Below are 24,616 nucleotides of genomic sequence, written 5' to 3'. Positions count from 1 at the left end.
TCCATTATTTCAATATCATTTTTAAAATTAAATGAATAGCTGATTCAACTACATTACTCTTTATTATGCCATGTATGCCAAGCAGGTATTAAAGGAAAGTACAAGCCAAATTGAATAGGACGTGTATCAAATTGTCGAATAACCTCAGCATAACTGGTCATTTTTTCGTTATATTTATCTTTTTCATTTTGTAAAAACTCATCTAATTCGATTTCATGCATCGTTGAAGTTTTATAATCAATAATCCAACGAATACCATTTTCAACAAATGTCCTGTCAATGATCGATCTTTTTATTTGACCTTGGGTGAAATGACTAAGTGCCCATTCAGATCGCGCTTCTTGATGGGCTTGCAGTAACCATTTTGCGCGTTCATCTTTCAAAATATTCGAAACAATCATGATCAGGACAGGTGTTGCTTCAATGATTTCCTGGGGGGAGATATGATTTTGAAATAAGTGATGATGTAAATAAGCTTGTTGGGTTGCTTGCGTTTCATTATTCCACCACGTCATGCCATGCATCGACATTTGCTGCAAAATTTGATGAGTAATAATACCTATAACGCGTATAACTGAGCTTGGCAAAGTAAATCCGGTGCTAGCTTGATGGACATAAGCTTGCACAGGCGTATTAAAGGATAAAGGGTTTAACCAATTTGCAGTAAGGCGGGTCAACATTCGGTCATTTTCAATGGCTTTAAGGGCGGGAGGTAATTCGAGAGAATGCATAATAGTGTGCGTTTGATTTTTAAAACTAGGCCATAATTTTTCAAGAAAAGTTCTTGGCTCAATATTATATTCATCCGCTTCATTTTTTGATGCATTAAAAAACAAGTGAAGTCGTTTTTTAGCGCGTGTGACCGCTACGTAAAGTAATCGATTAACTTCGTAATCTGCTTTGAAACGTTGTTGTCGCGAAATAAAATCGTAAATTAAATCAGTTTTTTCCCCCGTTGCGTGAATGGGTGCCAATAATAAAGCAGAGTTACCTTGCGATAGGGGATATTCCATCCATGCAAAAAGACCTTTGTTATCATAAGGAATTTTACGTTCCAGGTGGGGCACAATAACAGTATCAAATTCTAAACCTTTTGCAGAATGAATAGTCATAATTTGCAAACAATGTGGATCTTTAACTTGTGCAGAAGCATAAAGCGTATTGATCTTATCTCGTAAAAAATCAACATTAAGTAGTAATGTATGTTGATTGAAATTTTCAAGAAGTTGGAAATAAGTTTTGACAAGATCAATGTTTGCGTATTCATTGAGTGTGGCAGGCCCACCTAACTTTTGCCAGGTTTCTTCAATGAAACAACGTAAATTAAAACGATCACGGTTTTGCAGCTGTGGTGTTAAGACTGCCATCAATTGACTAACTCTCTGCTTTCCATCCTCAGTCATTTTATTGATAAGCGTTTGATTTTGTAAATTTTCATAAAGTATCGCGTGAGGTGATTGATTGCTAAGAACAAATAAATCACGGAGCGTTAATCCGCACCAGGGAGCTCGTAAAATGGAAAGCCAAGCTATTCGATCAGCGGGATGCAGCAATGCACAAGTCAGTGACAGTAAATCTTGAATACATTGACGTGAAGAGAGAGGATCAATTTCTAATGCTTGAAATGGAATACTAAGTTTTTTTAATTCAGGTATTATCTTTTCTAAATGTGAACGGGATCTAACTAAAATAGCAATACTTTCCTGAGGATAATCTTCTTTAGTTTTCGCAACAAGGCTTGCAATATCTATGCCCTGCAGTTTAGCGTCAACGTCAGTAAAGCCTTTAATACTCACGATCCCTTCAGTGTCATAATGTTGAATTAACTTTACACTTGGAGTGTACGCAACAGCGCCTGTAGCAATTTCATTAAAAGCCGGAAATATTGTTTTAAAATGTTTATTATTCCAAGAAACAATTTCAGGTAAGGAGCGAAAATTAACGGTGAGCGCAAGCGGATGCAATTGTAGATTACCGATTCCTTGTTTTAACATTTTTAAAAACAAACCAACTTCTGCTTCACGAAATCGGTAAATAGATTGCATGGGATCACCCACTACAAACAATGTTCGACCATCGTGATCTTCCCATCCCATGATTAATTTTTGTAAGAGTTGATATTGTGTGAGTGAAGTATCTTGAAATTCATCAATTAAGATATGTTTAATTTGATAATCCAGTGCCAAAGCTAAATCGGTGGGCTGATCCGGTGTGCCTAAAGCTAATAGCGCTGCTTGGGTATTTTCAATAAAATCAATTTGTCCATTTTGCTTGAAGGTTAAACGTAATTGAGCGACTGCAATTTTCAAAACTTGGAATAGGGCTTTTAAAATTTCCCATTGCTGTATTGAGAGCTTCGCGTCTGGTAAGTAAGCAAGCGTACTTAATGCTGCGTGTAACTGTTCTTCTGTCGACAAACTTTCAATCAAAAATTTAAGTCGATCCCGAAAATGTTGATGTAATTTTTTTTCTTCGGTATTTTTAAATTGTGCGAGAGGTGGAAAGCCAATTTCACTATCTAATCTTTTTCGCCAGGTTAGGCTCTTAGTTAAGAGTAAATTAGCAAGTCCTATCCAAGCGGTTTTGCCTTCAACTGAAGGGGAGGGCAATGCTTGTAAGCTCGCGCATGATACTAAAGGGGCATCAGGATGATTTAACGATAAATTTGATGCAGCAAACCGCGCTATCTCCACTAATTCATTTTGATGCTGAATGGGAATCGTTTCAGCAAGTTGTTTAAGATTTTCTGTTATTAAGCAACTTAAGTGTCTTTCTAATTGCTCTTTAATTTCATCTTCTGTGGTGTTTAAGTGAATATAGGGAAGCCATTGATCTCTTTTTGATAGTAGCGTCATTAAGAGGTCGTTCAATTTATTCATATCATTATCAAGATGTAGTAATAGGGTAGAAATGGAGAGAGACCATTCAAAATCACCTTCTAAATGTTTTAAAATTTCCTCTACGGCCTGTCTATATAGTTGAATGGGATAATCAGAAATAGCGGGCTTTGCACCAAACTGAGATAAGAGCGGTAATTGTTGGGTTAGAAAAGCACAAAGCGCATCGATAGTCTGTACGCGTAATTGATTAGGATTAGCGCTTAAATGCCAACCTTTGGCAGCATCGCGAGCTTGCACACTCCTGGCAAGTTGCCAAGTTAGTTTTTTATGGGATTCATGGGGTTCTTGCTCATTTGCCAACTTTAAAGCATGAATAATACGCGTCCGCATTTCATTTGCAGCTTTTTTTGTAAAGGTAATGGCAAGGATTTCTTCCGGTGAATCAACCGTATTAAGCAAAGCTAAAAAACGTTGGATTAAAAGCTCAGTTTTACCCGAACCGGCGGGTGCTTCAACAATGAATGATTGATTTGTATCAAGCGCTTGACGTCTCGCTTGCTGATCTTGTTCAATAAGAGTGGTTTCAATCATAGGTTTTGTTCTTCCGCAATTCTACAAAATGGTTTTAACGCACACCACAGACAAGTTTTGGATCCTTCTTTAGGATCAAGCGTAGCCCAACCCTTGGCAAAATCATCACTTAATTTCTTAAAAACCGCGTCCCATTGTTCTAGTTGAATAGGCCAAGTTATCTCAGAATTAATATTGAGTTCAGAAATTTTTTTAATCCCTTTTATCTCCAACATTTCATGACTTACGCCTTTGAAGCGATGAGAACCGGGTATGACTTCAGCAAAAGTAATACCAATCGTATTTTCTGGATCAAGAAGCGAATAAAGTGGCAGTTGCGGATCATGAGGACGCTCACTAAACCAATGTTTAATTTCATTCTGTTGACCCGTTTTATAATCAATGACAAGTTTGCGACCATCTTCTAATTCATCAACACGGTCAATACGAAGCGATAAAGTAAGTTGGTTAATTTTAATTTCCGTAGCTTGCTCATTGAGTATCACTTTAAAAGGTTGACGTTTTTTTTCTATTTCTAACCAATCAAGAATTAACTTATGTAATCTTTTAGCTTCTAACTTTAAATAAAATTGGCGTTCGCTATGATGTTGAGCCGTTTTAATTAATGCAGTGTCAATACTCGATTGAATCAATTCACTCAATTCAGAAGCTTTAATTGAAATTAACGTATGGTGATTCTGTAATTTTCCCCACAGGTTGGCAAGAACTTGATGTAAAATTGAGCCGCGGTCTTTCGCGCGTAACCCTAATCTAGGTTGATCTAGCTCATGCGCATGTAATCGCCATGTCGCAAAAGCGCGAAATGGACACATCGCTTGAAATTTTAGTACACTCGTTCCACCATAAATTTTTTCATCCGGTGTAATAATAGGTCCTTCTGTATCAATAATTTTTTCTAAAGATTGGCGTTGATAAATTACCGCATTGAAGGATTGGAAAGGCTGTAAATTTAAATCTTCGATTGTCAACACTTGCACATCCTGAATGAGAGGACTGGGTTGAAGCTCCAACTCTTTATCGTGTTCAGGATGGCTAAAAATAATATTTTTAGCGCTTTGTTTAAATTGCCCTGTTAAGTTTCGGCAATATTGCAACTCTCTTTCTGCATCTGCATGAGGCATTTTCATTTCGCGTTGGAGACGGCGTGGTAAAAAAGGATTGGGCTGGGGTTGTGGCGGCCATGATAAATCGTGCAATCCTGCAATCCATAAAAAATCAAAAGGTAAACCAGCTGCTTCTAACAATCCTAACACTTGGATAGCAGCCTCAGGTGACTGCGGTTGAAATGCTTGCGACCCCGTAGCTTGATATAAATGCTGTAACGCACTGTAAGCAGATAATTTTTCAGTCACATAATCCAATGCTTTAAGTTCTGATATTAAATGTAACCAATTTTCTACCGTTTGATACTCTTCACTCATTAAACTTCGCTCACCTGGCCAACCGAGTAGATTTAATAAATTATTAAATTCGCTCATCCATTCGCTTACGGTAAGGTTGTATTGGAGTTTTTCAAAAGCGTCAAAAAAAACAATGAGTCGTTGCCCAAGTTTGGGTGCATAGCGCATTAAAATTGAATTTTGATTGCAAACCTCTGCTCTTAAATTTAATTGCTGGAGATTGCGTTCTCTTAAATATTTATCAAGTTGAGCCCGTCCAAATCGCTCAACTTCCGCCTCACCTATAAAGGGTGAGAAAAGTAGATAATGCAATGTTTCATGATCTATTTTATTTTGCGTTAATGATAAAAAGGTAAGACCCGCATGTATGACAGGGTATTGTGTGAGTGGTTTCCCTGCTGAAATGTTAAAAGCACTCACAGCTGAATAGTCAGCAAAAACCTCACTAAAAATTTGCTTTATCCGATCTCGGTCTTTATCGAGAGTTGGTACAACGCAGCCAATTTTCGCTCTCGGGTTTTCTTGCCAACGTGATTTGGCAAATCGTGCCATATGCAGTATTTCATCTTCCGCATCAGAAAAGCTGATACGTTGACATATAGCTTCGGGTTGAATCAAGTAAACGGATTCAATGGCACAGCCTTGTTTGGTGCAATACGTTAATAAGGTCTGCCATTGCGGAGAGATTTCGTTAAACCCAATAAGAAATATTTGTTGAGGGAGTTGAATGGGATGGTTTTCAATAATAGTTAGAATTTTGGTGGCAAGACTTGCAGATGAAAGCCAATGATTCGTTTCACATACTTGCTGAAAATTTTTAAAAAAGCTTTGCAACGCTTGATAATCATCGGTCTCATTGAAAAGTGGTAAGTCGATATTAACTTGCCACCCCTCCACCAGTCCCCAGGCTTTTTGCACTAATTCGGCAGTTTCAGTCACTTGCAATAAATCGTGGTAAGCATCTTCTTTGATTATTTTTTCCCAGAGTAAATGCTCTTGAGCTGCGCTGAGTAAGCGTTCTGTTGAACTCATAGAGTTGGCGGTATAATCTTTCCACAACCGTTCAAGCCAGCTTAATAAGGGTAAAATATCACGTGTTTCCCACCAAGTTAGACCTTGCTGATACTGATAATCTTGATAAAGTTTCTGAAGGGTTGCTGCTAAGCGTCGATTAGGCGTAAGCACAATGGTATGAACGTTAAGACGTTCAAATAAAGATTCGTAAGTAATAGTGATGACATCCATGTTAAATAGTGGTTGTTGCTTTGTTATAAACGCTAGAAGTTAATTTTTCTCGGCGTTGTTGTTGAGTTACCAATAATAAGGCGATGAGAATAAAAAGCGCGACTAAAAAAGTCCAAGCATTCAGTTGCTCTCCAAAAATAACATATCCCCAAAAAATACCAGTAATCACGACGATACTGTCAACAAGGCTGTAGTATACTGGACCTGCCTTTTTGATGAGTTTGAAATAAAGAATATACCCTAAGCTGGATAGTATAATTTCTAGGAGGATAATCCAATCCGGAAAAGTTAAAGGGTAATGGATCAAATAAAAACTATTTGTACTCATGACTAAAGGTAATAGTAATAAAGTTGAAGCAATTAACATGCCAGCTGCGAGGACCCGTGAGTTTTGCTGAGGAATGCGAACTTTGGCAATGAAGATTGAACACATTGCAAAGGAGAGCGGTGTGATAAGGCTAAATAATACCCAGGGGATCATGGTAGGAGTAGGTAAGCTACTTGTTGGTAAAATAATTAGTGTTAAAGCTAAAATTGCGAAGCTTACTCCCGCGCAACGTTGCCAACTGAATGTTTCTAATCCGGCAATCAATGCAAGCGGATAAACCATAACTGGAACGGTATTAACAACCATGGCGAGAATGCTTGCCGGTAGATGCGGTGCTGCAAAATACATGGTCGTATTAGGAATAGCAATCGCTGTCATTCCGCAAATGATATAGTAAAAGAGAATTGAAAAACTCATTTGTCCTGAAGATTTTTGCTGGAACGCAAAAGCACTAATTAATAATGCAGGCCCCAGCGATTGCCAAAAGCTATAACCTAAGGGTGATACACCGTGGGTTGTTGCATATCGTGCAATAGAATAGCCAGTGCCCCAGATAATCCCTAAGGTAATCAATAAGGTTAAATCACTAAATCGAGTAACGTATGTTGTGTTAAATTTCATGGTAAGTGATAGCCGCTGTTAAATTGTAGAGTGTATGCTAGTAAAGCGTCTTTCAGCTGCATTTTAAAGTTTGGATTACATTACCTTACTCACCCAATTTGCTTAAAATGGCGTTCGCTAAGGTTATTCTCTCTTCAACTTGATGGTCGCCTAAAGTTAATTTAAGTCGGGTTGGACCATCCAATTTATACATTCCATATTCGCTTTGAATCAATTTAATAATGGTTTCTGGATTAACTTTAGGTTCATTACCAAATTCAATTTTCCCCGCATGGGCATTTAATTCAACTTTCATAATGTTAAGCTGCTGCGCTTTTAATTTAAGTAAAGCAATTGCAAATAAGTTTTTCAAATACGTAGGTGTTAATCCAAATCGATCAATCATTTCAATTTGAATTTCATCAAGCTCCCGATCGCTTTTCGCGCTGGCGATGCGTTTATAAAATTGAAGGCGAAGTTCTACATCACCAAGGTAGGTTTCTGGTATTAAAGCCGGAATATGCAGATCAACTTCAGTGACATGGTGTACAAATGAATAATCTAATTCTGGTTCTCGGCCTGCTTTAAGTGCATCAACTGCACGTGAGAGCAAATCCATGTAGAGCGTAAAACCAATTTCTTGCATATTACCGCTTTGAGAAGCACCTAATAATTCTCCTGCCCCGCGAATTTCTAAATCATGCGTGGCAAGGGTAAAGCCAATGCCTAAGTCATCATAGGCGGTGATGACATCTAATCTTTTTTCTGCATCCTTTGTAATTGATGAGCGGGGTGGGGTGAGTAGATAAGCATAAGCTTGATGATGAGAACGTCCTACCCGTCCGCGTAATTGATGAAGTTGTGCCAAGCCGAATTTGTCGGCACGATTGATAATGATAGTATTAGCAGTCGGTATATCAATGCCACTTTCAATGATGGTTGAGCACACCAAAACATTATAACGGCGGTGATAAAAATCTGACATGATTCTTTCTAATTCACGCTCATGCATTTGACCATGTGCTATGGTCACGCGCGCTTCACCTACAAGACTTTTGATTTCTTCAGCTTTTTTGTTAATAGTGGAAATATCATTATGTAAAAAATAAACCTGCCCTCCGCGTAAAATTTCCCGCTGAACCGCTTCTTGAACAATATGTTTTTGGTATTCATGGACAAAGGTTTTAACAGATAACCTTTTTGCGGGCGGCGTTGCAATGATGGATAAATCGCGTATGCCAGCAAGAGCCATGTTAAGCGTACGTGGGATAGGGGTGGCAGTCAGTGTCAGTATATCTGCAATGGTGCGTAATGATTTCAATTTCTCTTTCTGCTTAACACCGAATCGATGTTCTTCATCAATAATGATTAAGCCTAAAGACTTAAAGACAATATCTTGTTGCAATAATTTATGCGTGCCAATGACAATATCAACTTTACCTTCTTTAAGCCGCGTTAAAATAATCTCTTGTTCCTTTCCTGTCCGGAACCGCGATAACATTTCAACTTGAATAGGCCAATCTGCAAATCGATCTTGAAAGTTTTGAAAATGTTGTTGGGCGAGTAAGGTGGTTGGAACTAGAATGGCAACTTGTTTATTATTTTGCACTGCTAGAAAAGCTGCACGCAATGCTACTTCTGTTTTGCCAAATCCAACATCGCCACAAATGACGCGATCCATCGGTCGAGTTGACGTCATATCTTTAAACACTTGATCAATGGCTTGTAGTTGGTCTGGCGTTTCTTCAAAAGGAAAAGCGGATGAAAAAGCCGCGTATTGTTCTTCTGGCATGGTTAAAGCAAGCCCAGGTCGCGATGCTCTTTTCGCATACAAATCCAATAGTTCCACTGCCACATCACGAATTTTTTCGGCAGCTTTCCGTTTAGCTTTATTCCAATGGTCAGTACCTAATTTATTAATCGGCGTATGTTCAAGGTCTGCACCTGTATACCTCGAAATGAAGTGTAATGATGCGATTGGAACATATAATTTATCCCCACCCTGATATTCTAAAGTCAAAAATTCAGCAAGCTGTTCACCAACTGTTAAAGTTTGCAAACCTAAATAACGACCGACGCCATGATCAATATGAACGACTGGGTCACCAACTTTTAGTTCAGTTAAATCTTTAATAATGGCATCAGGATCTTGCGTGGTTTTTTTTCTTAAGCGGCGTTGCATGACGCGAGCGCCGTAGAAAGCCTTTTCCGTAAGGATCGTAAAATCTGGGTGTATAGAGGAAAACCCGTCTTCCAGCTGGGCGATGACCATGGAGTATTTTTCAGAAGTAGCTAAAAAATCATTCCAATCCGTTAAATATTTAGGATGGAGGTCAATGTTGCGAAATAACTGCAACAATACTTCACGACGACCGGTTGATTCAGCACAAAATAAAATTTTACCTTTGTAAGTTTTAATAAAATTGTCGAGTGCCGCTAAAGGATTTTGGGCTTGATAATTGATGGGTAAATCAATAGCAGGCGCAGTTGCAAAGTTAAAATTATTTTTTTTCTCGCTTGAATTAATTTCGATACGATCGTAACTAGCTAAGGCTTTATTAATTTCCTCTGGCGAAAGAAATAATTTTTCTGGGAGAAGGAGAGGCCTGCTTTTGTTAGGTAGACCTTGTTCGTAGCGGCTTGTAACTTCTTGCCAAAAATCGTTAGCCTGCGTTTTGATATTTTCAACGACGATAATCAATGCTTTTTCAGGTAAATAATCAAAAAGCCGCTCGGTTTTTTCAAAAAATAAAGGTAAATAATATTCAATGCCAGGTGAGTAAATGCCTTCGGTTATGTCCTGATAAAGCGAACAATGTAAAGGGTTGCCACTGAAGGCATTTCGAAAACTTTGGCGAAAGTAATCGATCGCCTCATCGGTTAAAGGAAATTCTTTCGCAGGAAGTAATTGAATGGCATTGATCTTTTCAAGTGAACGTTGCGTCTCCGAAGAAAAAATTCGAATGGAGTCTACTTCATTATCAAATAAGTCAATGCGAAAGGGGTGCTTACTTCCCATAGGAAATAAGTCAATAATTGATCCGCGAATGGCAAACTCACCATGCTCTCGAACCTGACTGACATGACGATAGCCGGCTTTTGCGAGTTTAGTGCTAAATATATCTAAATTTAAAATTTCGCCAGTTTTCAAGATAAAGCTATGGCGAACTAAAAAATCTCGAGGCGGAAGTTTTTGCATCAAGGTCGAAACGGTTGTGATCAACGCACCTTTCTTTAGATTCGGAAGTAGGTAAAGTGCAGAGAGCCGATCTGAAATGATGTCTTGATGGGGTGAAAAATGATCATAGGGTAGAGTTTCCCAATCGGGAAAAAGCGTCGTTTGCATTTTTTCATCCTGAAAAAAATGCAATTCATCCGATAATCGGGCTGCACTGAGACTGTCTGGGACAATAATAAGTACGGGTCGGTCAACTTCCTTTAGTGCATTACTAATTGCAAGGCTAACGCTCGCGCCATGAAGATTTTGCCAACGAACAACTTCGGCTAATGGGCTGGGAAGGGGTGGAAAGTTAAGATCAGGTTGCTGCATAAGTGTATTGTGCTGCCTTAATTTTATGCAAATCGTTGCATGCGAATTGAGGGGTGTATTTTAGCAGTTGAATCTAGAATGGGAAGTAGATAAAAATGTTCTATTAGATTCATAATAATGAAAGGCTTAAAAGCCACGGAGGTGGAGCATGACAACTAATCGAGTGAGTGGTATACGCCAGTTTCCTACATTTGAATTAAGTGAAGCTAAATTAATAGATAAAAGAATAGAATTGATATTGAAGCGAATAAGATTTTCCGTTGATGAAATTTTGCGCGACGGTACTTCCCAGCCAAGAGGTATCAACCTTGACCTTTTAAATTTCTTTGATGATTTGTGGATCAATGAACTAAGTGGCGCTATTCAATTTGATAATCTTCAGGAAATTAAAGTTTACTACTGTAATATAAAAAACAATCTCGATCAGCGCCTTGAAGAATATTTTAATTCTCAGAAAAAAAACATTGCTTCTCATCAAGAGACTCTTAAAAACTTTAAAGCCTTAATGTCGCGGGTTATCTATGGGTGTGAAGTTTTAACGAAATATCACTACCTAATGATGCAGTTTTTAGATAATGTCTCGTCATCTCTTTTCATAGAGAAATTAAGCGAAGCAAAGACAGAGGATGAAGCATTACAACAGCATAGTTTGAAAGTGACTCTGCCTCCTTTTCAAGAATCTTTGAATGTTTTGAATGGCTCACTCAATACTATGGTTGAAACCATTATTAAGCATGGATATCAAATAGATACTCGAGATTTAAATCTTAATAAACCCTATCAGTCCGACAAAGAACTCTTAGAAATACTTAAAAATTTAATTACGATTGAAGATATTAATAAAATTATTATCAAACTTGAATCAGCGCGCAAAGATAATGACTCTAAAACCCTTAAAGCATGTCAGCTAGAATTAAAAGCGGTTATTGTTTTACTAGAAAATATTAAAGTTCAATTAAACTCCTCCTTTAAAGCAATGATCAAAACGACTCAGGCAAAGTTTGATGAGCTTAAAGATGCTGATGCAGATCTGCAAAATCGTCGTGATAAATTATTTATTCTTTATAATGAAGTTGATGCTTTTCGTAATATTTTATTTTCACAGGGTTTTATTAAGCCTGAATCATCTCATACAGCAGAAAATGAATTTAAACAATTATTTAAAGCTCAGCATATGTTAATTGATCTTCATAATCATAAACAACAGAAAATATCCGATGAAATTCAAAATGAACTTAATGATGTTGGGAAAATGCTCAATGACCTCATCACTTTTTACTTTAACAATTTTGGTGATATTAGAAATATTAAATCACATATGTTGCAATATAAAAAATTTGGCGATGCGACAGAATTATTGCAACGTAGTTTAAGATCAAGCATAAAAACTGCTAAAGACATGCTCAAACAAGTTGATAATGTCATAGATCAAGTTCAAGAAATATTAGCGAAGCATGCAGATACTGATCTTGATTTTATTAAGTCTTTTTTGAATCATTATGGGATCAAAGTAGGATTAAGCGCGTGCGTTGGAGCAGGTGCAACAACAGCCATCATGTTCTTAATGGGTGTGATAAATCCTTTATCACTTGCTCTTTTAGGGGGCGCTGGCGGATTATTTAGTGGTAGCAGTTCTTTTGGTTTTTGCGTAGCTTGGGATCAATTTAAATCGCCAGAAGCGAACCTCATTTCAGTACCACAAGAACCCCAACCTCTAGAAAAAAAATCACATTTCTCAGTTAACATTTTACCACTTTTTTTTAAGGGACAGTCAGGATCAAAATTAGCACCCACAGAAAAAGTTGAAATTAAAAATCATAGTTCAACGCCTTCACAAGGTTAACGATACAAGGGGTTGCTCGTGACACTCATGCTTAAAGTGACACCGCCTGTCATCGCTCATCGTGGTGCAAGTGCGCTTGCTCCTGAGAATACACTTGCTGCATTTGAAAAAGCAGCAGCCCTTGGCATTAAATGGATTGAATGTGATGTGGTGCAAGCCGCATGTGGCGAACCTGTTATTTTTCATGATGATCTTTTAGACCGAACAACGAACGGTACGGGACCTGTTTTTACTCATCCCTATTCTCATTTAAAATTGCTTGATGCGGGAGGGTGGTTCAATCCCGCTTTTTTAAACGAACGCATTCCTACCCTTAAAGAATTGCTTCATTTTCTAGCAACGCGGCAAATGAATGCGAACATTGAAATTAAAGCGCTACCGGGTCAAGAAGCAGAACAAGTAAAAAATGTCATGGAAATCATGCAACCTTATTTAGACAGCTCAGAAAACACCTTTCTGTTTTCTAGTTTCTCCTTGGAAGCATTAAAGTGTATTAGACAATTTTACCCACAAGTTTTAGTGGGATTGCTCTTGCATGAATGGCTGCCCGATTGGCAAGAAATTTGTGCCTGGTTACACCCCGTCTCAATTCATGTTAACGATGAAATCATTACTCAAAATACTGCGGAGATCATCAAAGCTATGAATAAACAACTATTCTGCTATACCGTGAACCATCCTGCTCGGGCACAAATGCTCTTTAGTTGGGGGGTTGATGCTGTGTTCACGGATGTTCCAGATATAATAATAGCCTCACTTACTTAAACAATTTGATATACTATTTAATCTATTTATATCGTTCAGTCGTGCGAATAAGTTACTAAAGGGTGAATCATGTCTGATTTGAATTGGGTCGATTACATAATCCTCATTATCTTCTTTTTCTCAATTTTAACGGGCTTAGCCCGCGGTTTTGTCCGAGAAATTATTTCTTTAATCACTCTTATTGCAGCGTTTATCGTTGCCATTGTCTTTTCTAATCCACTTGCGCAGGCTTTCACCAGTTCTCCCACGGTGCAAAATGTAGTAACTCAAGCCTCAACCTCGATTGGTATGAATACCACCCAGCCCGTATCATACTTAGCATTGGGCTTAAGTTTTGGCTTATTATTCGCAGGAACCGTATTGGTGGGATCGATCATTGGGTATTTTGCGAATGCTGCTTTTCAAGCCGGGGTTCTTGGAATAGGAAATCGTTTGTTTGGTGGTGTTTTCGGGCTCATACGGGGTTATATCATAAACTTAGTGCTAATTTTTCTAGTGCAAATGACCCCTTTATCAGCTGAAGCTTGGTGGCAACAATCCAAACTTGTCGCAGCTTACCAACCTTCTGTGGTTTGGCTAGGGGGCGTTGTGTCGCCTAGTTTAGCTAACTTAAAAGCAAAGTTTGGTGAAACATTTCAAGGTGCAACGTCGACCCTTAAAGATTTAACCGATACCTATGGTGGTTATTTAAAACAATAAGAGAAAGGGAAGGGTACACCCGGGACTCCTCTTGCCTCGCTTTGCTTCGAGGGAGGCAATCACGGCTGCGTGGTGTTACTTGCATATGAATTATAATTCCATATATTGATGCCTGTTTCAATTCCGGAGTGATTTGTTATGCCGTGGTTATTAGCGAAATCAGAAAATCAGTTTTTAACATTTGTTAATGAAAATAAAAATGCAGATATAAATAAGTTTATTTTACACCAAGACGTATCTAATGCTTTTGAATTAAATATCTATTGTAAGGATCAAGGTGCTGAGAAAATTCTATCGAGATTTGGTACTGATAGACTAATCAAAAATTTTTTAAACTCAAAAGACTTTTTTGGCAATATTTATAGAATTAAAGACGGTTTTTTAGCTGAAAATGTAATACTAGCTATTAACGCCTTCTACTATATCTCAAAAGAACATAGGGCTCTCATCCGAGACAAATTTAATTTCCCAAACCTATTTTTTACAGACGGACAAGCAGGAGAAGTGACAATCGCACTTGCTATGAAATACGGATTTGAAAAGGGATATCAATTTGCGAAAAAAGAATTGAAAAGAACCAATAATGAATCTTCTTGCATGAATATGCTAGCCGAACATAAGCATACCTACGCGAAAGAAATAGCTAGACGAAAATGTCTGCAATTTCACTTACATTTATTTAAACATAAATCTAATAGTGATATGGATTTAGATATTGATGATAATGCTATGGCTGCAAGTGTATTTGCAAAAAGATAAGTAAATAGTCGTGATGGGTACAGATGAACTCTCCCCTTGAGAGAAGCTAGGGAGAGTGGCAAAACCGCTAACTTAAGAGAATAAAATTCTACATTGCCGCTCACTGAATGGAGCGGCAAAAATAATGATCGAGGATGGTGCAATAAATGAAGATTAGCAAATTTTATTGAAGGGATGCTGCAAAAGTGCGCGAAGGTTAGTGAAAGAATCAAACGCATTAAATCATAAACTTAAAAACTTTAAAGACAAAGAAACAACGTTGAGACTTTGAGACTTTTTTCTTCATTCTGCGAATGATTATTCATTAAGAGAAGCTGTTACACGAGCAAGCGTAACAAATTTAGTTACAGAGTAACTGTAGCTTTATTAAAACGATTAATCTCGCGTTAGTCTGAAATCAGAAGCAACGTGGTAAAAAGTACTCGAAAGAGGAATCTTAACTTGAAGGATGCCCCTTAATAGCGCTTTCGGGGCATCACCATTGGCAGAATTTAACAAAATAATTCAATGAATTCATCAGCTGGGGTAGCTTCGAGTTTTGCTTGATTGTGAAAGAGATCGAGCAGCATCGTAACTTTTTCAGATGAAAGATGCTTCTGCGCACTTCCTTCAAATTTTCTGAACAAGAGGGGAATTCCTTCTTCTCTACGGCGTCGATGGCCAATTGGGTATTCAATGGTAACTTTCTCAGTTTTCGTGCCATCTTTAAAAAAGATTTGAATCGCATTAGCAATCGAGCGTTTATCGGGATGTAAATACTCTTGTGAAAAGCGCGGTTCTTCTTCAACAATCATTTTATTTCTAAGCTCATCAATTTCTTTACGGTGATAAGCAAAGGCATTTTCATAATGCTTAGCATTAAGATCACCTTCTAGAAGTCCGACAGCTACCATGTATTGTAAACAATGATCTCGATCAGCAGGGTTATGGAGCGGCCCCGATTTACTAATAATTCTGACTGCCGATTCTTGAGTGTTTAAGACGATTTTTTCAATCTCATGCAAACGATCCTTAATTTGAGGATGCAAAACTACTGCACACTCAACAGCAGTTTGCGCATGGAATTCTGCTGGAAAAGATATTTTAAATAAAATATTTTCCATGACATAACTACCAAATGAATGATTCAGCTTGAGAGGATTTCCTTGCATGACAACATCATAAAATCCCCATTTTTTTGCAGTGAGTGCACTTTGATAACCCATTTCACCTTGCATTGTGAGCCAAGCAAGTCGGGTGGCCCGACTGGTTGCATCGCCTGCAGCCCAAGATTTTCGACTTCCCGTGTTGGGAGCATGACGATAAGTTCTTAAAGCTGCGCCATCAATGAAAGCGTGCGAGAGTGCATTAGCAATTTGTTCTACTGTGCCACCTAATAAAGATGTTGCAACGGCAGTGGATGCAATTCTTACCAAAAGAACGTGATCAAATCCGAGACGATTAAAACCATTTTCCAGTGCTAAGATACCTTGAATTTCATGAGCTTTAATCATGGCGGTCAAAATATCTCGCACGACTAAAGGTTTTTTATTTGCAGCTCGTTTGGTTCGGCTGAGATAATCAGTGAGTGCTAAAATTGCACCTAAGTTATCAGAAGGGTGACCCCATTCTGCTGCAAGCCAAGTATCATTAAAATCAAGCCAACGAACTAAGGTGCCAATATTGAATGCTGCAAGAATGGGGTCCAGGCAATAGTCTGTCCCTGGTACTCGAGCGCCAAGAGGTACAATGGTTCCTGGCACGATGGGTCCTAGTAACTTTGTACAAGCGGGAAATTCTAAGGCCATAAGTGCGCAGCCCAGTGCATCCATTAAACTAAAAGAAGCTGTTTGGTAAGCAAGCTCGCTCTTAATCGTGCTATTGGCCGTATATTCAGCAATTGTAAGTAATACTTCATCCATCTCAGGGCGGATATTGCTATCCACTGTATGTAAAGCCATTTCAGCCTCGTTGTTCAATAGGGGTGTAAGATCGTTTTGTAGGACCCGTATATTCTGCTTCGGGCCGAATCAATCTGTTGTTGGCACGTTGTTCAAAAATATGAGCACTCCACCCACTGAGGCGGGCCATGACAAAAATAGGCGTAAACAATAAAGTGGGTACCCCACAAAAATGATAGGCTGTTGCGCTATAAAAATCTAAATTAGGAAATAACTTTTTCTCTTCCCACATTACTTTTTCAATGCGTTCAGAAATAGCGAAGAGGTAACCATCACGTGCTGTTAAAGATAATTTTCTCGACCACTCCTTAATGATATCGGAGCGTGGGTCAGAGTTTTTATAAACACGATGGCCAAATCCCATTATTTTTTCTTTTTTAGCTAGCATTTCTTTGACGCCGGCTTCAGCTTGATCAGGTGTTTTGAACATACTGATTAAACGCATTGCTTCTTCGTTGGCGCCGCCATGTAAAGGACCGCGTAAAGTTCCAATGGCAGAAACAATAGCTGAGTAAAAATCTGATCCTGTTGATGCTGTGACACGCGCTGCAAAGGTTGAGGCATTGAGTTCATGTTCTGCATAAAGAATGAGTGAGACATCCATAGCGCGGCGAACTTCGTCAGTTGGTTTTTTACCTAATAATAAATACATAAAGTAGCCAGCTACTGTTGGCTCTTCTGCAACCCAAGTTTCAAGACGTGTATTGTTTCGATGGAATTGATACCAATAAAGTAACATGCTGGGAACACAAGCAATTAAGCGGTTAGCAATATCATGATCATTGTAATTAGCAGATTCCGCTTCCAATGTGCCTAGCATCGATACACTTGTGCGCAAAACTTCCATAGGATGCGCTGAGCCTGGCATTGTTTCTAATATTAATTTTAACTCGTTAGGAAGCCGTCTTAGTTTTACTAATTTATCGCGGTAAGCGTTTAATTCCGATAAAGAGGGTAGTTTGTCGTAAAGGAGCAAATAAGCTACTTCTTCGAAAGAAGAATAGGTGGCAAGATCATGGATATCGTAGCCACGATAAGTCAGCCCAACGCCTTCTTTCCCGACGGTGCATATGGCTGTATCACCAACAATAACACCTTCTAACCCGCCAGTTTTTGCAGTCATTTACCTTTTCCTTGTGCGAATAATTCATTTAAATGTTGTTCATAACGATGATAATCCAGGACCTCGTAAAGCTCCTGACGGGTTTGCATTTCTTTTAATAAACTTTTTTGCGTGCCGTCTTGACGGATTGTTTTATAAACTTGATGGGCGCTCGCGCACATGGCACGGAAAGCGGAGAGGGGGTAAAGGATGAGCTCAACGCCGGCTTTTTGCAAGTCTTCCTTAGCATAAAGAGGGGTTAGCCCAAACTCAGTCATATTAGCTAAGATGGGAACTTTACATTTTTCTGTGACAGCTTGATATTGGGATAAATCAGTAACACCTTCAAAGAAAATCATTTCGGCACCGGCTTCAATATATTGCTGAATACGCTCAATAGTTTGGGCCAATCCTTCGTTAGCAAGGGCGTCGGTTCTCGCCATGATGACAAACTTGGGGTCATCTTTTGCATCCACACAAGCTTTTATACGGTCACACATTTCTTCAGGTGAAACGAGCGCTTTACCGGGGCGATGACCACAGCGCTTAGCTTGTACTTGATCTTCAATATGAATACCCGCAGCGCCACTTCTAATCATTGTTTTAATAGCGCGAGCAATATTTAACGCTGTCCCCCACCCTGTATCAATATCAACTAATAGCGGTAAATCACATGCGTAGGTAATGCGGCGAACATCTTCAGCAACATCGGTAAGATTAGTTATTCCCAGATCTGGGAATCCGTAAGATGCATTAGCAACGCCTGCGCCTGATAGATAGATTGCTTGAAAACCTGCACGCTCTGCCATTAATGCCATGTAAGCATTAATTGTTCCTACAATTTGTAATGGGTTTTCCTGAGCCAGCGCATCGCGTAACCCTCGCTTCATTGTGACGCTCCATTGATGTGGAAACTTGCGGAATGTTGCAGATTTTCTCCCCGGGACGGGCTCGAACCGCCGACCCAGTGATTAACAGTCACTTGCTCTACCGACTGAGCTACCGGGGAATGTAGCATTAAGTGAGGTGAATACTAATATTGGTTTTCTAGTCCGTCAATAAAAATTTACTGTTTTTATAGGCCCTTAGCGCTTTATTTGAACTCAGCATACTTTAAGGTGCTTTTTAGAGAAGAAATCTAGTGTCGATTACAAACTAAACAAATATCTGTGCGCTGTTAATATTACATTAATAATATGATGACACAATAGCCAGAAAGGGAAAAACAGATTATTAAATTATTCAATGGAACTAAAAATAATATATCCGCATCAACTTTATTCCTTGGCAAGAGGTGTACCCTCGTCATTGCCACTTATAAGAACAATAAAGGTGAGATGAGGAACAGCAGCGGTCCGCGAGAAATCAAGGGCCGCTGTTTGTTTATGGATATTGATTAAGTAAACAGCTTCTGTAAAGCAGTACGGATACGTTCTACCGCTTGCGTCAAGGTTTCGAAAGGCGCCGCATAACTAATGCGAATGTATCCTTCCATACCAAATGCGCTGCCTGGAATCACCGCTACACGTGCCTCATTTAACAAATACTCGGAAAATTGTATATCATCCTGCAAGCCTGTTTTACTTAATATTTTTTGGATTGAGGGAAAGCTATAAAAAGTTCCATCGGAAGGTAAACATTCAAAGCCCGGAAAATCCTTGAGTGCTGCATAGATAAAATCATGCCGCTCTTTAAATGCCTGCGTCATCGTTTTAACGCAAGCTTGATCGCCGGTAAGCGCTGCTAAGGCGGCATATTGAGAAATACTTGTGGGATTAGAGGTACTTTGGGATTGTACTTTCTTCATAGCAGCAATAATTTTTGCATTGCCCGCTGCATAGCCGATGCGAAATCCTGTCATCGCATAAGTTTTAGAAACACCATTCACTACGATGCAACGCTCGTAAAGCTCGGGACACGCATTTAAAATATTTGCAAAGGGTAAGTGTCGCCAAAGTGAATGTTCATAAATATCATCTGTCACGATCAACACATCCGGGTATTCAATTAATACTTCAGCCAGTTTTTTTAATTCATCCAGACTGTAAGCCATGCCACTTGGGTTTGAAGGACTATTAATAACAAAGGCTCTTGTTTTTTCTGTCATTGCGGATTTCAAATTTTCTGGGGTCAGTTTAAAAGCATTTGCAAAATCAGATTGAACGATAACCGGGATGCCGCCCGTCATTTTGACAATATCCGGATAGGAAACCCAATAGGGTGCGGGAATGATCACTTCATCACCCGGATTAAGAATCGCGGTAAATGCATTAAAGATGCTATGTTTTGCGCCACACGAAACTAAAATTTGATTAAGGGTATAATTCAACTGATTATCACGCGCAAATTTTTCCGCAATGGCTTGCTTTAAGGGTCTAATACCATCGACAGCCGTATAACGCGTATGCCCTTCATTGAGTGCTTTAATAGCAGCTTCTCTAATGTGATCCGGTGTATCAAAATCAGGTTCGCCCACGCTCAGATTGAGAATGTCGACGCCTGTGCTTTTGAGTTCTTCAGCCCGAGCAGAAACTGCTAAAGTCGGAGATGGTTTGATGAGGGTAATGCGCTCGGATAACTGCAATGCTCGGTCGTTCATGGTGATTAACTCGCTATATTTTGACTAAGTGTGGCTGGTTAATTACACGCTAAAAATATGATATGATGCGTCGTATGTTCTTATGCAATGTATTTTTTGCGTATCATTTGATAACCCAGATTATAGTTAAATTAACGAGCTTCTGCTACCGATCATACCTATGACTCAACAATTTGAATTACATGCTGAATTTACCCCCGCCGGTGATCAGCCCCAAGCTATTCGCCAATTAATTGAAGGAATTCAAAGTGGATTGGCGTATCAGACTTTGCTTGGGGTTACGGGATCCGGCAAAACATTTACGATGGCCAATGTCATTAAAGCTATTCAACGTCCAACTTTAATCTTAGCGCCGAATAAAACACTTGCGGCCCAGCTTTATGGAGAAATGAAAGAGTTTTTCCCTAAAAATTCAGTGGAATATTTTGTATCCTATTACGATTATTATCAGCCAGAAGCTTACGTTCCCTCATCTGATACTTATATTGCCAAAGATGCATCGATCAATGATCACATTGAGCAAATGCGGCTTTCTGCAACCAAAGCGCTTTTAGAGCGCAATGATTCTATTATTGTTGCAACCGTTTCTGCGATTTATGGCTTGGGTGATCCTCGCATGTATTTAAGTATGGTCATGCACTTAGATCGAGGCGATAAAGTTGATCAACGTTTTATTTTGCGGCGATTATCAGAGCTTCAATACACCCGTAATGACATGGATTTGCATCGGGCAAACTACCGTGTGCGCGGTGATGTTATTGATGTCTATCCTGCTGAATCGGATATGGAAGCAGTGCGAATAGAACTGTTAGGCGATGAAATCGAAAATTTATCCTATTTTGACCCCCTAACAGGCGAGATTTTAAGACGGGTTCCTCGATTAACTATCTATCCTAAGTCCCATTATGTTACGCAGCGCAGCACTATTATTAAGGCGATTGATCATATTAGAATGGACTTACGAGAACGATTGGAAGTGCTTCATAATACTAATAAATTAGTTGAAGCTCAACGTCTTGAACAACGCACTATTTATGATTTAGAACTGATGCAAGAACTAGGTTATTGCAACGGTATAGAAAATTACTCCCGCTACTTATCTGGCCGAGCGCCGGGCGAGCCGCCACCGACACTTTTTGATTATCTACCTAAAGATGCCTTGCTCTTTATTGATGAATCGCACGTAACGATTCCGCAACTTCATGGCATGTATCGGGGCGATCGATCTCGGAAAGAAACGTTAGTGGAATATGGCTTTCGTTTGCCATCCGCGCTTGATAATCGACCCTTACAATTTGAAGAATTTAGCGAACGCGCTCCGCAAACGATCTATGTCTCAGCAACGCCCACTGCTTTCGAGCTTGAGCGCTCCGATGTCATCGCCGAGCAAGTCGTTCGTCCAACGGGCCTTATTGATCCCGAAATAGAAGTGAAGCCTGCAAAAACACAAGTTGACGATTTACTATCAGAAATTAATAAGCGTATTGCAGAAAAAAGTCGGGTTTTGGTTACTACTTTAACCAAACGCTTAGCTGAAGATTTAACTGAATACTTGGATGAACACCATATTAAAGTAAGGTATCTTCATTCTGATATTGGAACGGTTGAACGTGTCGAAATTATCCGCGGATTGCGGCTTGGGCATTTCGATGTGCTCGTTGGTATTAATTTATTACGGGAAGGATTGGACTTGCCGGAAGTCTCATTGGTAGCCATCTTAGACGCTGATAAAGAAGGGTTTCTTCGCTCGGAAACTTCATTGATACAAACAATTGGTCGTGCTGCCCGTCATTTTAAAGGCAAAGCTATTTTATATGCTGATCGCATCACTGGCTCGATGGAAAGAGCCATGTCTGAAACGAGTCGTCGTCGCGACAAACAAAAAATTTATAATGAAAAGCATGGGATCACACCCACAAGTGTAAAGAAGGCAGTGCATGATGTCATGGAAGGCGCTTATTCAGAAAATAGGGTGAGAGGACGATTATTTCCAAAAGGGAAGCTAAAGGATGAAGAGTATGATATTGCAAATCTAACGCCTGAGGCTGCGTCTGCGAAAATTACCAAACTAGAAAATAAAATGTATGCTCATGCTCATAATCTAGAATTCGAAGAAGCAGCTCGTTTACGTGATGTCATTAAATCTTTGAAAGAAAATTCTCTGGCCCGCTAATCTATGAAAATGATTGCTATTCATCAACTTATTGCTTGCGAAACATACGGCAACCAGGTATCTTTACCCGATATTTTTTGGGGCATAAAAGCCCATTAACAGGCACGTAGCTCAGTGGTAGAGCATCACCTTGACATGGTGGTGGTCGGTGGTTCGATCCCACTCGTGCCTACACTTATAATCCCTTACAACATTTTGTAGTGGGATTTTGTATTTTAGAAAGTATGAAACATTGATACGAAATCGAAAACTTATGCCGACCATTACCTTGCCCGATGGCACCCAAAAACAATTTGAGCAACCTGTTAGCGTTTATGACATTGCTTTAAGCATTGGTAGCGGATTAGCCAAAGCGGCCCTTGCTGGAGAAGTAGGTGGGAAACTTGTTGATACTTTTTTTATCGTTAACGCCGATGCAAAAGTTCGAATTATTACAGACCGTGACCCTGCAGGTTTAGAAATCATTCGCCATTCTGCGGCACATCTTTTAGCCCAAGCCGTGAAAATTTTATTTCCGAAAGCCCAAGTCACCATTGGTCCTGTCATTGAAAATGGTTTCTATTATGATTTTTCTTATGATCGTCCCTTTTCCACAGAAGACTTGAATAACATTGAAGTTAAAATGCAAGAAATCGTAGACGAAAACTACACGGTATCAAGAGAAGTTGTTTCCAGAGATGAAGCTATTGCTTATTTCGAGGGGATTGGGGAGCACTACAAGGTCAAAATCATTCAAGATATCCCCGGTAATGAAACTTTAACCATTTATAAGCAAGATGGTTTTGCTGATCTTTGTCGAGGTCCACACGTTCCGCGCACCGGCATGATTAAAGCATTTAAGTTAATGAAAGTTTCCGGCGCATATTGGCGTGGTGATTCTAATAACGAAATGTTGCAACGTATTTACGGCACAGCTTGGCCAAATAAAAAAGCGCTTGATGAATATTTAAAGAATTTGGAAGAAGCTGAAAAACGCGATCATCGTAAAATAGCCAAACAAATGGATCTATTCCACATACAAGAAGAAGCGCCAGGAATGATTTTCTGGCATGAAAAGGGTTGGCTAATTTATCAAGAAATTAAACGTTACATTTCTGACCGTCTTTTAATGAGTGGTTATCAAGAAGTTTCAACACCGCAAATTGTCGACTTAGAATTGTGGAAAAAATCGGGACATTGGGGCAATTTTAACGAAGAGATGTTTACCCTTTCCTCAGATGATCGCCAATATGCAGTCAAGCCCATGAACTGTCCTTGTCATATCTTAATTTTCAAACAGGGCTTGCGTAGCTATCGTGACTTGCCGATGCGCTTAGCGGAATACGGCACATTACATCGCAATGAATTATCGGGTTCCATGCATGGCTTGATGCGGGTTAGACAACTTGTGCAAGATGACGCTCATATTTTTTGCACCGATGAGCAAATCCAGATAGAAGCTTCCAACTTCATTAAACTTTTAATGGATGTCTATCAAGATTTTGGGTTTGATGACATTACCATTCGCCTGGCCGCACGGCCGGATAAGCGAATGGGCAGTGATGAACTTTGGGATTTTGCAGAAGGTGCTCTGGCGGATGCTTTGAAAGGTTTAAATTTGGATTTTGAAATCCGGCCCAAGGAAGGAGCATTTTATGGTCCCAAAATTGAATTTCACTTAAAAGATTGTATTGGCAGAATGTGGCAGTGTGGCACCTTACAACTCGATTACTCGATGCCAGCTCGACTTGAAGCAAGCTACATCGCAGAAGATGGGAGTAAAAAGGTCCCAGCGATGCTACATCGAGCCATTTTAGGTTCGATGGAACGCTTTATTGGGATCTTATTAGAGCAATATGCAGGAAAATTACCAGTCTGGTTGGCTCCCGTGCAAATTATGGCTATGAATATTACCGATAACCAAGCAGAATATACCCAGGAAATTGTAGCCATACTGAAAAAACATGGTTTTAGAGTAAAATCAGACTTGAGAAATGAGAAAATCGGCTTTAAAATCCGCGAGCACACGCTTGATCACGTTCCCTATCTTTTAGTCATAGGTGACCGTGAGGTGGAATCTGACACAATTTCTGTTAGAACACAGGATGGTGCGGATTTAGGCAAAATGACAACGAACCAGTTGATTGATTTGCTAAAAACCCAAATCGCCAAGCGTGGCCGAACAAAATAGGAGGATGATAGG

The 24,616-nt window shown here is 39.3% G+C and carries 14 protein-coding genes and 2 tRNA genes; 7 read left to right on the top strand and 9 right to left on the bottom strand.

The features are described from left to right. Positions 1 to 53: 53 nt before the first annotated feature. The 4 genes from H0W64_02975 to mfd form a co-directional block, all read right to left on the bottom strand. On the bottom strand, positions 54 to 3,431 hold the full coding sequence (locus H0W64_02975; protein MBA3660665.1) for a UvrD-helicase domain-containing protein: 3,378 nt from the start codon (positions 3,429 to 3,431) through the stop codon (positions 54 to 56). Further along, positions 3,428 to 6,076: a PD-(D/E)XK nuclease family protein gene (locus H0W64_02970; GenBank protein MBA3660664.1), complete on the bottom strand. Its 2,649-nt coding sequence runs from the start codon at positions 6,074 to 6,076 to the stop codon at positions 3,428 to 3,430. The genes H0W64_02975 and H0W64_02970 overlap by 4 nt, the downstream gene beginning before the upstream one ends. A gap of 1 nt (position 6,077) precedes the next feature. Next, complete coding sequence (locus tag H0W64_02965) at positions 6,078 to 7,025, bottom strand: DMT family transporter (protein MBA3660663.1); 948 nt, start codon at positions 7,023 to 7,025, stop codon at positions 6,078 to 6,080. Between the two features lie 85 nt (positions 7,026 to 7,110). Beyond that, a complete protein-coding gene (gene mfd, locus H0W64_02960; GenBank protein MBA3660662.1) occupies positions 7,111 to 10,554 on the bottom strand; it encodes a transcription-repair coupling factor in 3,444 nt (1,147 codons plus the stop codon). Between the two features lie 148 nt (positions 10,555 to 10,702). Here mfd and H0W64_02955 point away from each other — a divergent pair, with 148 nt between their 5' ends. From H0W64_02955 to H0W64_02940, 4 genes are all read left to right on the top strand, one after another. Continuing rightward, positions 10,703 to 12,397 (top strand): hypothetical protein, encoded by a 1,695-nt coding sequence (locus tag H0W64_02955; GenBank protein ID MBA3660661.1) that lies wholly within the window; start codon positions 10,703 to 10,705, stop codon positions 12,395 to 12,397. An 18-nt stretch (positions 12,398 to 12,415) separates the two neighbouring features. Then, positions 12,416 to 13,162, top strand: a complete 747-nt coding sequence (locus H0W64_02950; GenBank protein ID MBA3660660.1) for a glycerophosphodiester phosphodiesterase — start codon at positions 12,416 to 12,418, stop codon at positions 13,160 to 13,162. Between the two features lie 69 nt (positions 13,163 to 13,231). Next, positions 13,232 to 13,861 (top strand): CvpA family protein, encoded by a 630-nt coding sequence (locus H0W64_02945; protein ID MBA3660659.1) that lies wholly within the window; start codon positions 13,232 to 13,234, stop codon positions 13,859 to 13,861. 138 nt (positions 13,862 to 13,999) lie between these two features. Beyond that, entirely contained in the window at positions 14,000 to 14,620 is a 621-nt protein-coding gene (locus H0W64_02940; GenBank protein MBA3660658.1) for a hypothetical protein, read from the top strand. Positions 14,621 to 15,111: 491 nt separating this feature from the next. Here the strand turns inward: H0W64_02940 and H0W64_02935 are convergent, their stop codons facing one another. From H0W64_02935 to H0W64_02915, 5 genes are all read right to left on the bottom strand, one after another. Beyond that, on the bottom strand, positions 15,112 to 16,560 hold the full coding sequence (locus H0W64_02935; GenBank protein ID MBA3660657.1) for a bifunctional 2-methylcitrate dehydratase/aconitate hydratase: 1,449 nt from the start codon (positions 16,558 to 16,560) through the stop codon (positions 15,112 to 15,114). A 1-nt stretch (position 16,561) separates the two neighbouring features. Then, the gene (gene prpC / locus H0W64_02930) at positions 16,562 to 17,683 is read right to left on the bottom strand and encodes a 2-methylcitrate synthase (GenBank protein MBA3660656.1); all 1,122 of its coding nucleotides are present in this window, start codon (positions 17,681 to 17,683) and stop codon (positions 16,562 to 16,564) included. Then, on the bottom strand, positions 17,680 to 18,552 hold the full coding sequence (gene prpB / locus H0W64_02925) for a methylisocitrate lyase (GenBank protein ID MBA3660655.1): 873 nt from the start codon (positions 18,550 to 18,552) through the stop codon (positions 17,680 to 17,682). The genes prpC and prpB overlap by 4 nt, the downstream gene beginning before the upstream one ends. A gap of 46 nt (positions 18,553 to 18,598) precedes the next feature. Beyond that, a tRNA-Asn gene (locus H0W64_02920) sits at positions 18,599 to 18,671 on the bottom strand. A 387-nt stretch (positions 18,672 to 19,058) separates the two neighbouring features. Continuing rightward, positions 19,059 to 20,261, bottom strand: coding sequence for a pyridoxal phosphate-dependent aminotransferase (locus tag H0W64_02915; protein ID MBA3660654.1), 1,203 nt, complete (start codon positions 20,259 to 20,261; stop codon positions 19,059 to 19,061). Between the two features lie 160 nt (positions 20,262 to 20,421). Between H0W64_02915 and uvrB the strand changes: the two genes are divergently transcribed. From uvrB to thrS, 3 genes are all read left to right on the top strand, one after another. Beyond that, on the top strand, positions 20,422 to 22,434 hold the full coding sequence (gene uvrB, locus H0W64_02910) for an excinuclease ABC subunit UvrB (protein MBA3660653.1): 2,013 nt from the start codon (positions 20,422 to 20,424) through the stop codon (positions 22,432 to 22,434). 100 nt (positions 22,435 to 22,534) lie between these two features. Then, positions 22,535 to 22,606: transfer RNA gene (locus H0W64_02905), tRNA-Val, on the top strand. An 81-nt stretch (positions 22,607 to 22,687) separates the two neighbouring features. After that, positions 22,688 to 24,604 carry a threonine--tRNA ligase gene (gene thrS / locus H0W64_02900; protein ID MBA3660652.1) on the top strand — a complete coding sequence of 639 codons (1,917 nt, stop codon included), beginning with the start codon at positions 22,688 to 22,690 and terminating at the stop codon, positions 24,602 to 24,604. The last annotated feature ends 12 nt before the right edge of the window (positions 24,605 to 24,616 follow it).

The sequence above is a fragment of the Gammaproteobacteria bacterium genome, assembly GCA_013816845.1.
Taxonomy (GTDB): Bacteria; Pseudomonadota; Gammaproteobacteria; order DSM-16500; family DSM-16500; genus Aquicella.
This window is presented reverse-complemented; position numbering and strand designations above follow the sequence as displayed.

Coding starts and splice junctions, on each gene's coding strand:
- H0W64_02965 (MBA3660663.1), bottom strand. CDS start 7,025: ATGAAATTTAACACAACATACGTTACTCGATTTAGTGATTTAACCTTA.
- H0W64_02975 (MBA3660665.1), bottom strand. CDS start 3,431: ATGATTGAAACCACTCTTATTGAACAAGATCAGCAAGCGAGACGTCAA.
- H0W64_02940 (MBA3660658.1), top strand. CDS start 14,000: ATGCCGTGGTTATTAGCGAAATCAGAAAATCAGTTTTTAACATTTGTT.
- thrS (MBA3660652.1), top strand. CDS start 22,688: ATGCCGACCATTACCTTGCCCGATGGCACCCAAAAACAATTTGAGCAA.
- H0W64_02915 (MBA3660654.1), bottom strand. CDS start 20,261: ATGAACGACCGAGCATTGCAGTTATCCGAGCGCATTACCCTCATCAAA.
- H0W64_02970 (MBA3660664.1), bottom strand. CDS start 6,076: ATGGATGTCATCACTATTACTTACGAATCTTTATTTGAACGTCTTAAC.
- H0W64_02955 (MBA3660661.1), top strand. CDS start 10,703: ATGACAACTAATCGAGTGAGTGGTATACGCCAGTTTCCTACATTTGAA.
- H0W64_02935 (MBA3660657.1), bottom strand. CDS start 16,560: ATGGCTTTACATACAGTGGATAGCAATATCCGCCCTGAGATGGATGAA.
- prpB (MBA3660655.1), bottom strand. CDS start 18,552: ATGAAGCGAGGGTTACGCGATGCGCTGGCTCAGGAAAACCCATTACAA.
- prpC (MBA3660656.1), bottom strand. CDS start 17,683: ATGACTGCAAAAACTGGCGGGTTAGAAGGTGTTATTGTTGGTGATACA.
- uvrB (MBA3660653.1), top strand. CDS start 20,422: ATGACTCAACAATTTGAATTACATGCTGAATTTACCCCCGCCGGTGAT.
- mfd (MBA3660662.1), bottom strand. CDS start 10,554: ATGCAGCAACCTGATCTTAACTTTCCACCCCTTCCCAGCCCATTAGCC.
- H0W64_02945 (MBA3660659.1), top strand. CDS start 13,232: ATGTCTGATTTGAATTGGGTCGATTACATAATCCTCATTATCTTCTTT.